Annotated in this window: 18 protein-coding genes; 11 read left to right on the top strand and 7 right to left on the bottom strand. The window is 56.7% G+C overall.

All coding sequences use genetic code 11. The features are described from left to right. The first annotated feature begins 184 nt into the window (after positions 1-184). From CW742_RS00740 to CW742_RS00730, 3 genes are read left to right on the top strand one after another with little or no spacing between them, the layout of a single operon-like run. Entirely contained in the window at positions 185-718 is a 534-nt protein-coding gene (locus tag CW742_RS00740) for a DUF6125 family protein (RefSeq protein ID WP_292415505.1), read from the top strand. Further along, on the top strand, positions 718-999 hold the full coding sequence (locus CW742_RS00735) for a DUF1294 domain-containing protein (protein WP_292415504.1): 282 nt from the start codon (positions 718-720) through the stop codon (positions 997-999). The genes CW742_RS00740 and CW742_RS00735 overlap by 1 nt, the downstream gene beginning before the upstream one ends. Before the next feature lie 26 nt (positions 1,000-1,025). Then, positions 1,026-1,511: a cytidine deaminase gene (locus tag CW742_RS00730; protein ID WP_292415503.1), complete on the top strand. Its 486-nt coding sequence runs from the start codon at positions 1,026-1,028 to the stop codon at positions 1,509-1,511. Between the two features lie 25 nt (positions 1,512-1,536). Here CW742_RS00730 and CW742_RS00725 read toward each other — a convergent pair whose 3' ends face one another. Together CW742_RS00725 and CW742_RS00720 are read right to left on the bottom strand one after the other, a co-directional pair. Next, a complete protein-coding gene (locus tag CW742_RS00725) occupies positions 1,537-2,082 on the bottom strand; it encodes a hypothetical protein (RefSeq protein ID WP_292415502.1) in 546 nt (181 codons plus the stop codon). Positions 2,083-2,085: 3 nt separating this feature from the next. After that, the gene (locus CW742_RS00720) at positions 2,086-2,877 is read right to left on the bottom strand and encodes a hypothetical protein (RefSeq protein WP_292415501.1); all 792 of its coding nucleotides are present in this window, start codon (positions 2,875-2,877) and stop codon (positions 2,086-2,088) included. Between the two features lie 171 nt (positions 2,878-3,048). Between CW742_RS00720 and CW742_RS00715 the strand changes: the two genes are divergently transcribed. Both CW742_RS00715 and CW742_RS00710 read left to right on the top strand, forming a co-directional pair. Continuing rightward, positions 3,049-3,546, top strand: a complete 498-nt coding sequence (locus CW742_RS00715; RefSeq protein ID WP_292415500.1) for an adenosine-specific kinase — start codon at positions 3,049-3,051, stop codon at positions 3,544-3,546. Between the two features lie 394 nt (positions 3,547-3,940). Beyond that, positions 3,941-4,750, top strand: a complete 810-nt coding sequence (locus CW742_RS00710) for an N-formylglutamate amidohydrolase (RefSeq protein WP_292415499.1) — start codon at positions 3,941-3,943, stop codon at positions 4,748-4,750. 13 nt (positions 4,751-4,763) lie between these two features. Here the strand turns inward: CW742_RS00710 and CW742_RS00705 are convergent, their stop codons facing one another. Next, the gene (locus CW742_RS00705) at positions 4,764-5,489 is read right to left on the bottom strand and encodes a YkgJ family cysteine cluster protein (protein ID WP_292415498.1); all 726 of its coding nucleotides are present in this window, start codon (positions 5,487-5,489) and stop codon (positions 4,764-4,766) included. Positions 5,490-5,577: 88 nt separating this feature from the next. Further along, on the bottom strand, positions 5,578-6,843 hold the full coding sequence (locus CW742_RS00700; RefSeq protein WP_292415497.1) for a nicotinate phosphoribosyltransferase: 1,266 nt from the start codon (positions 6,841-6,843) through the stop codon (positions 5,578-5,580). 204 nt (positions 6,844-7,047) lie between these two features. Here CW742_RS00700 and CW742_RS00695 point away from each other — a divergent pair, with 204 nt between their 5' ends. Then, positions 7,048-7,236, top strand: a complete 189-nt coding sequence (locus CW742_RS00695; RefSeq protein WP_292415496.1) for a hypothetical protein — start codon at positions 7,048-7,050, stop codon at positions 7,234-7,236. A 12-nt stretch (positions 7,237-7,248) separates the two neighbouring features. On the opposite strand, the gene CW742_RS00690 is transcribed toward CW742_RS00695, so the two are convergent. Continuing rightward, positions 7,249-7,749: a hypothetical protein gene (locus CW742_RS00690; protein WP_292415495.1), complete on the bottom strand. Its 501-nt coding sequence runs from the start codon at positions 7,747-7,749 to the stop codon at positions 7,249-7,251. Between the two features lie 161 nt (positions 7,750-7,910). Continuing rightward, the gene (locus CW742_RS00685; protein WP_292415494.1) at positions 7,911-9,512 is read right to left on the bottom strand and encodes a DEAD/DEAH box helicase; all 1,602 of its coding nucleotides are present in this window, start codon (positions 9,510-9,512) and stop codon (positions 7,911-7,913) included. A 109-nt stretch (positions 9,513-9,621) separates the two neighbouring features. On the opposite strand from CW742_RS00685, the gene CW742_RS00680 reads away from it, so the two are divergent. Together CW742_RS00680 and CW742_RS00675 are read left to right on the top strand one after the other, a co-directional pair. Beyond that, the gene (locus CW742_RS00680; protein WP_292415493.1) at positions 9,622-10,197 is read left to right on the top strand and encodes a flavodoxin family protein; all 576 of its coding nucleotides are present in this window, start codon (positions 9,622-9,624) and stop codon (positions 10,195-10,197) included. A 95-nt stretch (positions 10,198-10,292) separates the two neighbouring features. Then, a complete protein-coding gene (locus tag CW742_RS00675; protein WP_292415492.1) occupies positions 10,293-11,600 on the top strand; it encodes an acetyl-CoA hydrolase/transferase family protein in 1,308 nt (435 codons plus the stop codon). Between the two features lie 4 nt (positions 11,601-11,604). Here the strand turns inward: CW742_RS00675 and CW742_RS00670 are convergent, their stop codons facing one another. Then, positions 11,605-12,348, bottom strand: a complete 744-nt coding sequence (locus tag CW742_RS00670) for an MBL fold metallo-hydrolase (RefSeq protein ID WP_292415491.1) — start codon at positions 12,346-12,348, stop codon at positions 11,605-11,607. Positions 12,349-12,465: 117 nt separating this feature from the next. Between CW742_RS00670 and CW742_RS00665 the strand changes: the two genes are divergently transcribed. From CW742_RS00665 to CW742_RS00655, 3 genes are all read left to right on the top strand, one after another. Beyond that, positions 12,466-13,311, top strand: a complete 846-nt coding sequence (locus CW742_RS00665; RefSeq protein ID WP_292415490.1) for a hypothetical protein — start codon at positions 12,466-12,468, stop codon at positions 13,309-13,311. A gap of 86 nt (positions 13,312-13,397) precedes the next feature. Further along, a complete protein-coding gene (locus CW742_RS00660; protein WP_292415489.1) occupies positions 13,398-14,237 on the top strand; it encodes a deoxyribonuclease IV in 840 nt (279 codons plus the stop codon). Between the two features lie 47 nt (positions 14,238-14,284). Further along, on the top strand, positions 14,285-15,108 hold an 824-nt coding region (locus tag CW742_RS00655; RefSeq protein WP_342764850.1), incomplete at its 3' end, for a zinc ribbon domain-containing protein.

The following is a 15,108-nucleotide window of genomic DNA, read 5'->3' as shown; positions in this document are numbered from 1 at the left end:
GGGGGGCCCCTGGCACCAATTCCGGGCCGGGAGATTGGGAGGGGTGGGTACCCCCCCTGAAGTGATGAACGGACTCTTGGCTTCCCAGCACGAGGGTCATGCCTCCCTGCAGTGCCTGACACCACAAATCCAAACGTTCATATCGGCACGGGCATGACGCTTACCATTCCTGAGGCGACCCCGGATGACATACATGGACCTTGCTCTCTTCGATACGATGACCGATGCGGAAAAACACCTGTACCTGGAATTCCTCCTCTGGCATTACCGGGTCGTGGACGCATTCTGGTTTATCAACATCGCAGATACGTACGGGCAGGGTGTTGCCGAGCAGGTCAATGAGCAGGTCTGGGGAAGGGTCGCCGGTATGGCGGCAAAGGATATCGTCCGCCGCTTTGGCATCACGGAAACGGGGCTTTCCGGCTTTGTTCGGGCACTCCGGCATTTCCCGTGGGCAATGATTGTCGGGTACCAGATCGAGGAGAAAACGGACGAGGTGGTAATCACGGTCCCCTCGTGCCCGACACAGGAAGCCCGGCTCCGGAGGGGGCAGGGAGAGTACGTCTGCCGGGAGATGCACCGGGCGGAGTTCACCAGTTTTGCCCGGGAGATCGATCCCGCGATCCGGGTTGAGTGCCTCTTTGCACCCCCCGATCCGCACCCGCCGGACATGTTCTGCAAATGGCGGTTCACCCTTGACAACGCTCCCGGGAGGTGATGGGGATCGATCTCCTCACGGTTCTGGCTGGGCTTTACCTTGGCCTGAACCTTGTTGCCGCTCTGGCGTTTGCCAGCGACAAATCCCGGGCGAAACGGAAAACGTGGAGGACAAGCGAGGGGGCTCTCCTTGTACTGGCATTCATCGGGCCGTTCGGCGCGTTTCTCTCCATGCAGGTATTCCGCCACAAGACCCGGAAGCTCAGGTTCCACCTTGTCCCCGCCTTTCTGGTCCTCCATGTGGCTGCCATCCTGTACCTCCTCCTGATCCTACGGCTTTAATACCGGGATTTTCCATACTCTCTTGAATGCGGACCAACAGGCACCAGTATTTCCTCGACCTTGCCACGCGGTGCGCCCACCAGGGCACCTGTCTCCGGCGGAATTTCGGGGCCATCATTGTCGATGAATTCAATACGATCGTCTCTACGGGATATACCGGGGCACCCCGGAAGCAGATGGACTGCACGGAGCTGAACCGCTGCTGGAGAAAGGAGCACAACATCCCCTCGGGCTCGAATTACGAACGCTGCCGGAGCGTCCACGCTGAGATGAACGCTCTCCTCCAGGCAGGCAAGCATGCCCGGGGCTGCACGCTCTATCTCTCGGGATTCGATGTCGAGACGGACGAGACAACCCAGATCTGGCCCTGTTTCCTCTGCTCCAAGATGATTGTCAACAGTGGGATCGCGAATGTGATCATGCGGACCGGCGCAGACACGTACAAAGAGATGGACCCCATGGTCCTGTACCAGATGCGGAGCCGCGAATCGCTCGGCGACGACAATAAGTAACTTTTTTAGATATTATTCCGGCCGGTCAGGTGTGCCCCCGGCGGATCTCGTTATAGAGCGAGACCAGGGAAAGGCTGATCAGGTTCATCGTGGTTGCGCCATACCAGAGCCAGGACTCTACAGGTGAGAGCGTTGCAATCCACCCGGTCCAGAGCATGGCGCAGATGATCGCGAAGGTCAGGAGGGTATCGAAAGCGAGGAAGATGAGCGGCTTATGGAAGATCCTTCCGACCTGCGCTATAGTACAGAACTCGAAGGGTGCCGTGCGGTGGAACAGGTCAAACAGGGACCGGCCCGTGTTCATCAGGAGGTCTGTAAATGCCCAGACCGTCATCGCGAGCGCCAGGAATGCCAGGATCCCCCCTCCCGGTGAGAGGTGGCGCAGGGCGCTGATCCCAAAGAGGATTTTGAAGATACAGAACGGGATGCCGATGGTCAGGCTTAAAAAGAACGGGCGGATAAAAAACCGCTGGATGGTATCCATCTCCGGGCAGTCAGTGCCGTTTGGTGCACAGGAATTATCGGTCATGTTCGGGCCAGCAGGGACGTTCTCTTTTGCGGGGGCATCCATTGATCAGGAGTGAAAGCGGACAGCCCGTACCGCAAGACAGGCCCCCGCGGCAGCAGCAAGTACCATCCCCGGTGCTGCGAGCGGTGATTTTTTTGTCGGCTGCGGGGTGGCGGGAATTTCCGGGGACGTCTCTGACGGAACAGAATCCGTTGTAACCGGGAGGAGGGTTGTGGGGACTGGTGTATATTCCGGTGTGTATGTCACGTTATGAGTGGGGATTGCCATGGTTGCTGCCGGTGTATTGATCATCGGTCGGGCAGTCCTGCTGTACACGGTCTGCGCGACCCTGAAATTCTCGCTCTCGGGGGCGCCGGGATTCTCTACTTTTACTGAATACGAGCGGAGTCCGGTGTAGACCGAGGTGCGGAACTCGACGATCACCTGCCCCCGTTCATCCGTTGTTGCCTGCGCGTAATAGTTCGTGTCCGACATGTCCGCCGATGACGGTGCCACATCGTCCCGGATCGTCTTTCCCCCGCCATTGTTGTACTGGTACGATCCAATCGTGTACGGGCCTCCGTCGGGGTCTTTTACTATGCCTGCCGTATCGGAGATAATGGGCGGCTGGTCATACTGTTTCCCCGTCATGGTCGAGGTACCCGTGAGCCAGATGTAATACGCAGTGTTCGGGTTGCCGGTGATGGTGATGGTAAACCTGCTCCCCCGTGTGAGCGAATCGCTGATGGACTGTTCCGACGATTGTATGGCCGATACAGGCACGGTGACGATGATACTACCGGCAAGAAGAAGCATAACAATGATCAGAGTTGTATCGAGCTGGCGACTCCCGCACATAGAAACCTCGGAACTGGCTGCTGTTCTCTGTAGCAATGCGTATTTTGGTGTTATTAAAAGGATACGGAATGAAAATTCCCTTTCCCGGCATGATGCTGATGATGGCAGATGTCCGGTGTGAAGGGCTAAAACCTATATTATGCAAGAACCATCTCCTCCTTGTGGTGAATGATGAGCGGAGCGGTTGAGTTCAGGATAGTGAAGATCCACAAGCCCGAAGACGTGAACATGGTCCTTGGGCAGTCCCACTTTATCAAGACGGTTGAAGATATCAGCGAAGCGGTTGTCGGGGGAGTCCCCGGGGCACGGTTCGGTCTGGCGTTTTGCGAGGCATCCGGTGACTGCCTCATTCGTCTTGATGGCAATGATACCGACCTGGTCGCCCTTGCCCGGGACAATGCCCGGGTCATCGGGGCAGGTCACAGCTTCGTCCTCTTCCTTCGGGACTGCTACCCCGTCAATGTCCTCAATGCGATCAAACAGGTCCCGGAAGTCTGCACCATCTTCTGTGCAACGGCGAATGCTGCGGAAGTGATTGTTGCCGAGTCCGCACAGGGTCGGGGGATCATGGGCGTAATCGACGGCGAGAAACCGCGGGGAATCGAGGATCCTGCCGGCATGACCGGAAGAAAGGAGTTTCTCCGGAAGTTGGGCTATAAACGGGGATAGTATTTCAGAATGATGATCCGCCCAGCACAGGGCAATCCTTATCATCTGTTTTTTGCCCCTGTGCAAAATGGAGCGAAAATCCAATGAAAAAAAAACCGGCCAATGGACCAGTTTTCTGAAAACGGATTTTTCCCTGCGGTTATCGCGCTAATCCGGCTGTTTGATCATCCTTTTATACCCCTTTCCTTCCACTGGAGAACCTGCGTTATTCGTGCCAATCATGAAAATGCCGCTTCTCCAGCGGTATTAATAAATCGCCGTTGCGCGCAGGAAAACACCGTCCTGCATACGAAATGAAGGTAATTTCCACTGAAATGGATCCTCATCAGGCAGTGAAAGGAACAGTATGCCCTGATGAAAACCTTAACACGCATGCAGCAGGATATTTTGAACCGTGAAGCGGCGCTACCCCTTCCTGATCTCCATTCCCCATGGCGGCACCAGGGTTCCTCCAGAACTGGACGGCCAGTTGCAACTGGGCAAAAAGGACATCCGGTATTACAGTGATCCGGACACCCGGAAATTGTTTGGGTTCGGCGACAGGGTTGCAGCCCACATCGAGGCGGAGATTTCCCGCATGGTCATTGACCTGAACCGGCCCCCCCTGCCCCTGCCGCCGCGTGACCCGGATGGCATTATCAAGATACGCACCGTTGATGGCAGGCTGGTCTACCGCGATGGGAAGGTACCTGATATGCCCCTCATCCACAAGCTCCTCATGGCATGGTATTTCCCTTACCACCAGAAGATTGACGAACTCATCGATGATCGCGGTGTCGCACTAGCCTTCGACTGCCATTCGATGCTCCCGCGGGGATCGGGAGAACAGAAAGATGCAGGAAAGAAGCGCCCGCTCATCTGCCTTGGCAACAACGGGGACCGTACGGGACAGGCAGGGAAGAACGGCATCACGACCTGCCCTCCCGAATGGGTTCAGCAGCTTGCCGGGGAGTTCCGTAAGGAATTTGGGCTGGGGCGCGAAGTGGCAATCAATAACCCCTTCTCCGGAGGGTTCATAGCAAATGCCCATTACTGGAGGAAAGGTATTCCCTGGATCCAGGTCGAGGTGAACCGTGCCCTCTATGAGCCGGGCCGGCACGAATGCCCAAAAAAAAGCCCTGCCTGTTACAGCGTCCGGGAACTGCGTGAAAGAATCTGGCGCGTGCTGACCCAGTTCTGGGATCACGTGGATACCGGGCCCTGAAGAGGCTGGCCCGCTACGTTTCAGGTCCCGGAGTCCGGACTATATGTTCCGCCAGTTCCCCATCGCAGAAGACCATGACGCGGACCGGGTATCCCCGGGCAGATGCCCGCATACGGTCATCGTACACTTTCTGCACGTGCTTCAGCTGGTTATCCGCAAAATACTCCTTCATGAATTCGAGGAAGGCGATCTCCTGGGCCAAAAAGGCGTTCTCGTACTCCTTTGTCTCCCGTGCGATCGCCATTGCCACGTCTTCTGAAATCTCTGCATCATACTCCCCGTGCTGTTCAAACCCGGAGATCTGTCTCCAGTCGACAGTACCCCAGACATCCGGCTCGCGGTGGAGCATGTACGGGTAGATCCGGCAGATGGAGAAGCGTTTGTCATAGATCCTGCACCGGCCGCTCTCTAAAAACCAGCACGACCCCGCGTCGTCATCCTTTGCCCGGAGGGCGTACCCGGATACATAAAATGTTCCGTTCTGGTCGCAGAACTCTGGGTCCGGTGCAGGCTCAATCGCATCCGGATCAATCCTTTTCACTGCAGCAACGTCCTTGTCAAGCAGGAAGACGTGGCCATTGAAGGCACGGGTACAGCATCGGGCGCAACCGGTGCAGCGGAATTTAATCTCACGGATGATTTTGGCGAGTTGCTCCTGCGGGTACTCAAAGAGGCTGTTTCTCTCCTGGACAAGGGCTGCGATGCGCAAGGGTATGGGGACAAGGGAAACGGTAATCACCCGCAGAATGTATGCCCAAGAGTTTGTCAGGGCACTATATGCGTTTTTTTATAGGGTCCCTTGTGGTGAGGCGCCGGAACACGGGGGCTTAACGCTGGATCCGGACATCATACAGCTGCTTTTCCAACGACCTGAACGGTACCGGCAGGGATATAATTTCGCGGGAGCAGTGCTCTTTGATCGCATCTGGTAAGGGCAGGGGCCGTACAAGACTGCCATCGATGATCACCGGTTCGAGAAGCCCCAAAACCATCTCTTTTCCGGTCCGGACTACCTCGTCATATGCGAGGATCCCATTACGGTGATGCCGCACAATCTGCCGCCGGTATGGGAACGTGGTCTTGCCCGGGCTGGTCTTGAACCGGGGTGTCCCCTCGTATTCCACCAGTTTGTATATCATATCGAGAAACGGTGCGTCGGAGGAGGTGATGAAATGGGTCCCCACGCCAAAGGAATCGATCGGGACGCCGGAAGAAAGCCAGCCGTCGATGGAATATTCGTCGACATTGTTGCTCACGAAAATCCGGATCCCGGGAAGGCCGGCCGCGTCAAGCCGCGCCCGCACATCCCGTGCAAGCATCCCGATATCCCCGCTGTCAATCCGTACACCGGGCACCGGTACCCCCTCCCGTACCAGCCGGATGATGGTATCCGTACAGGCAAGGGTATCGTAGGTATCGATAAGACAGATGGCACGGTCCGGAAATGAGGACTGGTACGCCCTGAATGCAGCATCCTCGCTGTCGAAGAGCATGACATAGGAGTGCGCCATCGTGCCGATAACGGGAATGCCGTACCGCTTCCCTGCTTCGAGATTTGATGTCCCATTGAATCCGGCAATCCAGGCGGCCCGCGCTGCGGCGATGCCCGCTTCGCTTGTGTGGGCACGCCGGAACCCGAAGTCAACAATGCTCTTTCCCCTGCCAACAGCGCTTATCCGTGCCGCCTTCGAAGCGACAAGGGTCTCGAAATGGATACAGTTGAGGGCAAGCGTTTCGAGAATCTGGGCTTCAGGCAGGGGTCCTTCGATCTGGAGAATGGGTTCGTTTGCAAAGAGAACCGTTCCTTCAGGGACTGCACAGATCGTTCCACTGAACCGGAATTGTTCCAGCCATGCGAGGAAATCCCTGCTGAAGATTCCCAGGGTCCCAAGATATGCGATTTCATCTGCAGTGAACCGGAACTGTTCCAGCTTCGTAATCAGGGTTTCAAGCCCTGCTGCAACAAGGAAATTCCTTTCGGGAGGAAGGGACCGCACAAACAGGGAGAAGACCGCCGTACCGGTCTTCCCATGATCCCGGTAACTCTGTGCCATAGTGAGTTCATACAGGTCGGTAAGGAGCGCGGTTCCCACGGGTTTCCCCCATTTTTTGTATCGGACGGGTGTGGATTTTTTTCAGCCGTCAGGTGTGTACCTGATCTGTTCATTCGCAGAGATGAAAAATGCATCACCCCTGTCAGGGCTGATGGCTTATAAATGACCCTGGAATCCCTGCACACGGATACAAGCACTTAATATCCTGTGCAGGAATCACCTTGTACAGGAACGGAACAGGTCATGGAAGCAATAATCAAAGTACTGAGTTGCCTTATTGGATTGTTCATTTTTGTGAACGGCGTCTGGATCACCATGACCCCCCCGTTTGGCGACGAACCGCAGGGGTATGCTATCATGGCAGTCGGTATTTTCATCCCCCTGGTCATGCTCTATGTCGGGCATCTCACCGAGGGGTTCTCGTCGCGGTAATGGTAAAAAAGGTTAATTGAATGACCTGAATGGGACGTACGCATCGTAGATCTTCACGGAATCGCCATTCGGGGTGATGACCCACACTTCTGCCCGGTCAGTGTTCTTGGTGGTCCCCTTGAGGGTGACCGATGACCCCACGTGGAGCGGCTGGACCATGCGACCGGTCTCGACTCCGCCATCCGATCTCGTGACCTTGACATCAATTGCCGGGATGACGTTCATTCCCTTCCCGCCACGGAGCGTTGCAGTGATCTGCGGGTTGATGGCCTCGCCATTGCTGCCTACCTGGACTTCCATGCTCCAGATCTCCGGAAGGGTCTGGGTCGGGCCGGGGGTGATGGATTGAGGAGTTGCCGGTACAGCCGTCGGTTCCTCGGTTGCCACTGCCGTGGTCTCAACAACCGTCGGGGCGGGCGTTGTGGCAGGAGCTGCCGGCTGGGTGCAGCCGGCTACGAGAGCGAGCACAAGGCATGCTCCCAGAATGAAAGCGCTTACAACGATCTTGTTCATACCGACAGTTTGCCCTTGAGGATACATTAGGTTTGTGCCGCTGGCAGGATGATCACAGCAGCTATTCCCGTGATGAGGCGCGATTGTTACGGATTGGGCCTGAAACGTCAGGCTTCACAATCCAAGCAAAAAAGAGATGGGCGGGAAAGCAGAGGAAACGGTCAGGTCCGCTTCGCTGATGCGGGTTCGATCCCGGTCGGCTGGTTACGGATCGTCCGCTCTTTCATGATAGTATAAACGTCGTTTGCGTTCTCTCTTGGGATCTCGACAAAGGAGTAATTGTCCAGGATCCGTATTGCGCCAATGGCTTTACCGGGAATGCCCGTCTCGCCGGCGATTGCGCCAACGATGTCCTTGGGTGCAACCTTGTGCTGTCTCCCGACTGCAAGGAAGAACCGGACCATGCCAGGCTCTGCACCGGTATCCCCAAAGTCCACTGCCGCCGGAGTCGTCCCTGCGGTGGCCCCCGAACCGGGCTCCATCTGCATTTTCAGGAGTGCTGCTGCAATATCGATGGTCGAGAGGTCTCCCTCCGCTTCAGCCTCGATAATCCGGACAAACGGCTCAAGGCCGCCCGCCTCGATGGTCTCGCGTACCCGGGTGATCATCTGCCGGGTACGGGTCTGGGCTACATCGCTCTGTGTGGGGACCGGCATCCGCGGGATCTGGATCTTCGCATAGTGCATGATCTCGCGGAGCTTGGTGAAATCCTTTGGCGTAACGAAGGATATCGCCCGGCCGCTTCTTCCGGCTCGCCCGGTCCTCCCGATGCGGTGGATGTAATACTCCACATCCTGTGGCACGTCGTAGTTGATCACCATGTCCACATCGTCGACATCGATCCCCCGTGCCGCGACATCGGTGGCGATCAGGATGTCGATGATGCCCTTGCGGAAGCCCCCCATGACCCGGTCGCGCTGGGACTGTTTCATGTCGCCATGAAGCTCATCGGCACGATAGCCGCGTGCCCGGACTTTCGTGGAGAGTTCCTCTGCACGTCGCTTGGTATTGCAGAAGATGATGGCTAGGTTGGGATCGGCAAGGTCGATTAAGCGGCAGAGCACGTCGAGTTTCTCCCGCTCGCGCACTTCGATATAGGACTGCTCGATCTGCGGGACCGTGAGTTCCGCGTACTCGACCCGGACAAATTCGGGTTTGTTCTGGAATTGCCGGGATATTTCGAGGATTGGTTTTGGCATTGTTGCCGAAAACAGGAGGGTCTGGCGTTCCTGCGGGACCTTCCGTAGGATCAGTTCTATGTCGTCGCGGAATCCCATGTCAAGCATCTGGTCGGCCTCGTCCAGCACAACCATCTCAACATCCTCAAGCCGGAGTGTACGGCGGTCGAGGTGGTCCATGACACGGCCGGGTGTCCCGATGACGATGTGTACGCCTGCCTGGAGCGCGCGGAGCTGGCGTTCTATCGGCTGCCCGCCATAGACCGGCAGAACAGAGATCCGGGGCATGTGCGCAAGGAGGTTCGAGAACTCCTCGGCTATCTGGATGGCAAGTTCCCGGGTGGGGCAGAGCACGATGGCCTGTACGGTCCTCCGTGTGGGGTCGATACGGCCGATGATGGGGATACCAAAGGCAGCGGTCTTGCCGGTGCCGGTCTGGGCCTGGGCTGTGACATCACGGCCGGCCTGGATTAAGGGGATTGCGAGGGCCTGGATGGGCGATGGCTCCTCAAATCCCATATCTTCTATTGCTTTCCCGAGCTCCTTTCCGAGGTGGAGGTCGGAAAACTGTATTCTCTGTAGCATATCGCACCACCATTTGGCGTGAGGGGTCTTAAGATGGCGCACTGAGAAGGGGGGCTGCTGTGCGAATTCTTATATGGACGTTTCGTGGGATACTTATCCGGTGGATACGATGAAAGTTGTTGCATTCAGCGGCAGTGCCCGGAAGGACGGGAACACCGCTATCCTTGTCACTACACTTCTCAAGGAACTGAAAAAGGAGAAGATTGAGACAGAACTCATCCAGCTTGCAGGAAAGAAGATCCGTGGCTGCACGGCGTGCGGGAAATGCTTTGCCAACCGGGACAGGAAGTGCGTTATCGGTAACGATATCGTGAACGAGTGCATTGAAAAGATGCTGGATGCAGACGGGATCATCCTTGCTTCCCCTACGTATTTTGCAGATGTCTCTACAGAGATGAAAGCCCTGATCGACCGGGCCGGTTTCGTGGCAAAAGCCAATGACGACATGTTCCGGCGCAAGGTAGGGGCTGCGGTTGTTGCTGTACGCCGCGGCGGGGCGATCCACGCGTTCGACACCATGAACCACTTCTTCTTCATCAGCCAGATGGTTGTGCCCGGTTCCAGCTACTGGAATGTCGGTATCGGCCTTGACCCCGGGGACGTAAAGAGCGACGAAGAGGGACTTCTTACGATGAAGACGCTCGGAGCCAACATGGCGTGGGTGTTGAAGAAACTCAACAAGTAATCCCATTTTTCGTTTCTTCCCCCTGCACGTGAATTCCCTGGCAAGTAAAAACCAATTTAATCCCTGGTGCCGTTATCTCTGTTAAGGGGACTTTCATGAAATCCTTTGAGAACCAGTACAAGGCGAAACTTACCAGCCCCGGCCTGGCCGTGGAGCACATTAAGAACGGGGATACCGTCGTCTATGGCATGAGCATCGCACAACCCCCGGCCCTTCTTGCAGCAATTGCGGATCGGGCTCGTCGGGGTGAGGTGAAGGGCCTTAAGATGTACACGTTCCTTCCCCGTGAGCCTGCCGCACAGACGGTCCTTGCACCCGATCTTGCTGACACCATCGAGAATTACTCGTGGTTTGTCGGTGCTGCCGACCGTGATTCCGTCCGGGTCGGCCTGAACTACCATGTCCCCTGTTACCTTCACCAGATCCCGCGGCTTGTCGAGGAGTACATGGACACTGATGTTGCCATGGCAACGGTCTCACCCATGGACAAGGCCGGTTTCTTCAGCCTTGGAACAGCAAACGATTATTTCTCCACCGCTGCCCGGACCTGCAGGAAACTTATCCTCGAAGTCAACCACAACATGCCCCGGGTCTTTGGCGACTCCTTCATCCATATTTCCGAGGTTGATGCAGTTATCGAGAACCATGTCCCGCTGATGGAGCTCAAAATTGCAGAGAAGAAACCCGAGGACGATATCATCGGCCCGGCCATTGCTGCACTGGTGCCTGATGGTGCAACGATCCAGCTTGGGATAGGCAATGTCCCGAACGCTGTTGCACGCTACCTCATGGACCACAAGGATATCGGCATTCATACCGAGTTGTTTACGGAAGGAATGGTCGATCTTGTTGAAAGCGGTGTGGCAAACGGGTGCAGGAAGACACTCCACCCGTACAAGCACGTCTTCACCACTGCTGCCGGTACGAAACGGATGTACGAGTTCATGAACGATAATCCTGCGATCGAGAGTTACCCCGCATCCCATGTCTGTTCCCCGGCCGTGATCGCAAAGCACGACACCATGGTTTCGATCAATTCGGTTCTCGAAGTTGATCTTCTCGGCCAGGCGAATGCCGAACACCTTGAGGGATCAACCTTCAGCGGTACGGGAGGCCAGCTCGATTTCGTGCGGGGCGCGTTTGCCTCAAAAGGCGGGATGTCGTTTCTCGCGTTTTATGCAACTGCGAAAGGTGGCACGATCTCGCGGGTGGTTCCCAGGCTCCCTGAGGGCGCTGTTGTCACAACGCCGCGTGGAGATACGCACTACCTTGCCACGGAGTACGGGATCGTTGATCTCAAGGGGAAATCCACGCGGGAGCGTGCGCTTGCCATTATCAGCATTGCCGCTCCGCAGTTCCGGGATCAGCTGACCCGCGCAGCGGAGGATATGTACCTGGTCTGACCGTTCAGACTTCTACCTGCATCCCGTCGGTTGCAGCGATGAGCCCCGGGCAAAGTCTCTCAAACTCGTCCTGCACCGCCTTCCTCTCTTCCACGGTCTTGTACACTTCCGCCCCGAAGTGGACGAGCGCGAGGCGCTTTGCATGCGCCTTTTTTGCTATGCCGATTGCGTCCTGTGGGTTCAGGTGCGGCCAGTCCGGACTCGACTCTCCCGGTTTCAGGCCGCATTCGGTGATCAGCAGGTCCGCATTGCGGGCAAGCGTCACAGCATTGTCGCAGACACCGGTGTCCGTGCAGTACGCGATCACCCTGCCATCCAGTTCCACACGGTATCCGAAGCAGGGGGCCGGGTGGACGAGCGGCAGGCAGGTGACGGTGAACGGGACATTGTGCGTTCCCGGGCTGAGCTCGCGCACCTCGTTTTTGAAGGGAAGAATGGAGAATGGTACTGTATAGGGGTCGTTCACAAATGTCTCCAGCTGTTCCCGTGTTCCCTGCTTCGTGAATACTGTCAGCCCTTGCCTGAACCTGAATTTGCAGAGGGTGTGCAGGCCGGCGATATGGTCGATATGCATGTGGCTTAAGAACAAAAACGACGGCCTGTCCTGGGTGATGTACCGGTCGGCTTTGGCAATCCCGTTGCCGGCATCGAAGAGGATATCATAGTTCTCCGATTGGAGGAGGACCGATACGGTATTTCCGGCAGGGGTGTCGAACCAGCCGTTGGTCCCAAGGAAAGTCACCTTCATGGTACATTGGTTGGCGCTCTGGCAAAAAGAGAGCTTCCTTCCTGCAGTCTTTTTATCCTTCAACGGCAACTCTCGTTATAGGTTCTTGCATAAGGGGCCTTGTGGGAGCAAAAAACCATGAAAGCACTCTACCTGATAGTCCCTGTCCTTCTCCTCTGTTTCTGCGTCATGCCTGCTGCGGCAGTCATCCAGGAAGTCACGGTGAAAGGCATGGTATCGTCCATCAATAAAGAAAGCAAGACGATCACGATCGAGAACCCGGAGCAGTATGGCTGTTCCTATCCCGCGGGTGGTGACCCGGTCTGTTCGTTCACTCTCATGAATACCTCGTTCCTGACCGGTTCTGTGCCTGTGGATAGTGCCCTGACGGTCTTCAACGTGGGTGACACGGTTGTCGCAACAAGCCTTGGGGGCGCCGGGGGCAACTGGATGGCCATTGCCAAACTCTACAACGGGCTCCCCGCCGGGGAATACGTGATCGATAGTGTAGGGGACCCGGGCTCCATTCCAACACCGCTTGCCGGTGACTACTCCCTTGACCTGTCAACGGCCCCGGACTGTACAACCTGTTACGGGACTACTTGCAAGGCAGTCACGTCCTCGGTGAGCATCCTCTCTGGTGGAACCCGCGTCATGGAGAAAACACTCGGGCCGCGCGAGGTTGTGATGTATAACGGAAGGAACGACGGCTCGAGCGTGGAAGTCACGTTTGTGAAGGGTGAAGCGCCATCTGCAACCTGCGTGGGAGGATCCCGCCTGATGACCGGCCCTCAGCCGGTCTCGGTCTATATTGTCAAAGTGGTACCCCCGATCGGCTTTGCCGAGCAGTTCAAGGTCACCCCGACTCCAGTCCCCACAGAGGTACCGACCACCATCCCCCCCACAAAGTCCGGCAGCCTGCCCCTTGCCGTCATCGGGGCAGCGGGCATTGGTGCAGCACTTCTTGCGATTTTCAGGAAATAATCCTTTTTTGTCGTATATCCCCGATCACAATCCCCAAATAGCCCCGCGCCAAAAGAACCTGATCAGATGAACCAGGGGTGTCGTGAATGGTAAAAGTCGGGGTTCATGTCTCAATTGCGGGTTCCCTTGACCTTGCAGTGGATCGTGCCAGTGATGCCGGTTGCGATGTGTTCCAGATGTTCTCCCGGAACCCGCGGGGATGGGCGTACCAGCCAATCGCCCCTTCTGTTGCCGAAGCATTCCGGTCGAAAATCAGGACAACCGGTCTCCTGCCGGTCGACCACATGCCCTACCTTCCCAACCTTGCCTCCCCTAAACCGGATATTTACGAGAAATCCATTGCAACGCTCACAGCAGAACTTGAAAGGTGCGCGACACTTGGGATCCAGTATCTTGTCACGCATCTCGGCCATCACCTTGGAGACGGCATGGCAGGGGGCAGATCACGGGTGATTCACGCCATCAATACAGCGCTGAAGGATTCAGCGGGTTCTACGATGCTCCTTCTGGAGAATACTGCCGGAGAGAAGAACAGTGTGGGCAGCAGTTTTGAGCACATCCGCGGGATCCTTGACGGTATTGGCAATACGGAGCGTGTTGGTATCTGTTTTGACACCTGCCATGCCTTTGCCGCAGGCTATGAGCTGCGAACCGAGGAAGGCATTATTGAGACCCTTGGGCAGCTTGACGATGCATTCGGCCTTGACAACCTGCGGCTAATCCACCTCAATGATACGAAGGGTGATCGGGGAAGCGGCCTGGACCGGCACGAGCATATCGGCCTCGGGTTCATTGGCGAGGAGGGATTCCGCCAGATCCTCCACAACAGGGTTTTTTCGCGTCTTCCCCTGGTCTGCGAGACGCCCGTAGACGAGAGGCGAGACGACCGGGGTAATATCGAAACGGTGCGAAAACTGGCCCGGTAACGGCCCCCATATCTTTTTTCCTCCATGCGTTCCATGCACTTCATAGCATGGTGCACATTACCTGCCCGAACTGCGGGGCAGTCACAAACGACCGGTCCCAGAAATTCTGCACACAGTGCGGTACACGATTGTCTGTTTCGCCTCCCCCTGTCATAACCGGCAGGTCTGTAGCGGGTGGGGCTGTTGCGGCTGGTATTGTGGTCGTTATTGTGATAGGCGCGATCTTCGGGTATCCTCCGGTGAGGGATAGCGTTGGAAATCCCGCAGGGGCGCCTTCGTTTTCCGGTACACCGGTATCCACGACTGCAGTAGACGGTGTCACTCCCCTGCCCGCCGAATCATTGCCCGCAATGACTACATCGCAGACCCTCGCGACCTCGATTCCGACAACCACTCCCGCCCCGGTTTCCCTGATGGCAACCCAGACGACGAAGTTGCCCGCCACAACCCCGAAGACAACGCAGACAACGGCAACACCCGTCCCCACAGCACCCCCCACACCGGCGTTCACTGCGCAGATTACGCTTGCGGTCACGTGGGTCCCCGCACAGCCACCTCCTGACACCTTCACCAGCAAAACCGAGGGTGCGCCCTTCATCGATCCCTCCTCGCTTGAAACCCGGATCCACGCACTGATCAATGATCAGCGGCGGCAGAACGGGCTGTCCACCCTCTCGTCCGATTCTTTCCTCGCGAGTATCGCTCGCGGGCACAGTTACGATATGTCGCTCCGGAGCTTCTTTGAGCATACGAACCCGGATGGGTTGGATGCCCGTGCGCGGGGGGAGTGGGCCGGGTATCCCTGTGTCCGGGAATATGACACGTATTATACCGAAGGAATCTCCGAGAATATCGCCATGGTCTACCGGTA

The organism is Methanoregula sp., from assembly GCF_002835825.1.
GTDB lineage: Archaea > Halobacteriota > Methanomicrobia > Methanomicrobiales > Methanospirillaceae > Methanoregula.
Note: the sequence above shows the minus strand (reverse complement) of the source record. Positions and strands in the feature narration are given on the sequence as shown.

Excerpts from the sequence above, each read along its gene's own strand:
- CW742_RS00670 (WP_292415491.1), bottom strand. The coding sequence starts at position 12,348 with ATGAAGGTGACTTTCCTTGGGACCAACGGCTGGTTCGACACCCCTGCC.
- CW742_RS00735 (WP_292415504.1), top strand. The coding sequence starts at position 718 with ATGGGGATCGATCTCCTCACGGTTCTGGCTGGGCTTTACCTTGGCCTG.
- CW742_RS00695 (WP_292415496.1), top strand. The coding sequence starts at position 7,048 with ATGGAAGCAATAATCAAAGTACTGAGTTGCCTTATTGGATTGTTCATT.
- CW742_RS00665 (WP_292415490.1), top strand. The coding sequence starts at position 12,466 with ATGAAAGCACTCTACCTGATAGTCCCTGTCCTTCTCCTCTGTTTCTGC.
- CW742_RS00690 (WP_292415495.1), bottom strand. The coding sequence starts at position 7,749 with ATGAACAAGATCGTTGTAAGCGCTTTCATTCTGGGAGCATGCCTTGTG.
- CW742_RS00715 (WP_292415500.1), top strand. The coding sequence starts at position 3,049 with ATGAGCGGAGCGGTTGAGTTCAGGATAGTGAAGATCCACAAGCCCGAA.
- CW742_RS00660 (WP_292415489.1), top strand. The coding sequence starts at position 13,398 with ATGGTAAAAGTCGGGGTTCATGTCTCAATTGCGGGTTCCCTTGACCTT.
- CW742_RS00675 (WP_292415492.1), top strand. The coding sequence starts at position 10,293 with ATGAAATCCTTTGAGAACCAGTACAAGGCGAAACTTACCAGCCCCGGC.
- CW742_RS00685 (WP_292415494.1), bottom strand. The coding sequence starts at position 9,512 with ATGCTACAGAGAATACAGTTTTCCGACCTCCACCTCGGAAAGGAGCTC.
- CW742_RS00725 (WP_292415502.1), bottom strand. The coding sequence starts at position 2,082 with ATGGATGCCCCCGCAAAAGAGAACGTCCCTGCTGGCCCGAACATGACC.
- CW742_RS00720 (WP_292415501.1), bottom strand. The coding sequence starts at position 2,877 with ATGTGCGGGAGTCGCCAGCTCGATACAACTCTGATCATTGTTATGCTT.
- CW742_RS00740 (WP_292415505.1), top strand. The coding sequence starts at position 185 with ATGACATACATGGACCTTGCTCTCTTCGATACGATGACCGATGCGGAA.
- CW742_RS00680 (WP_292415493.1), top strand. The coding sequence starts at position 9,622 with ATGAAAGTTGTTGCATTCAGCGGCAGTGCCCGGAAGGACGGGAACACC.
- CW742_RS00730 (WP_292415503.1), top strand. The coding sequence starts at position 1,026 with ATGCGGACCAACAGGCACCAGTATTTCCTCGACCTTGCCACGCGGTGC.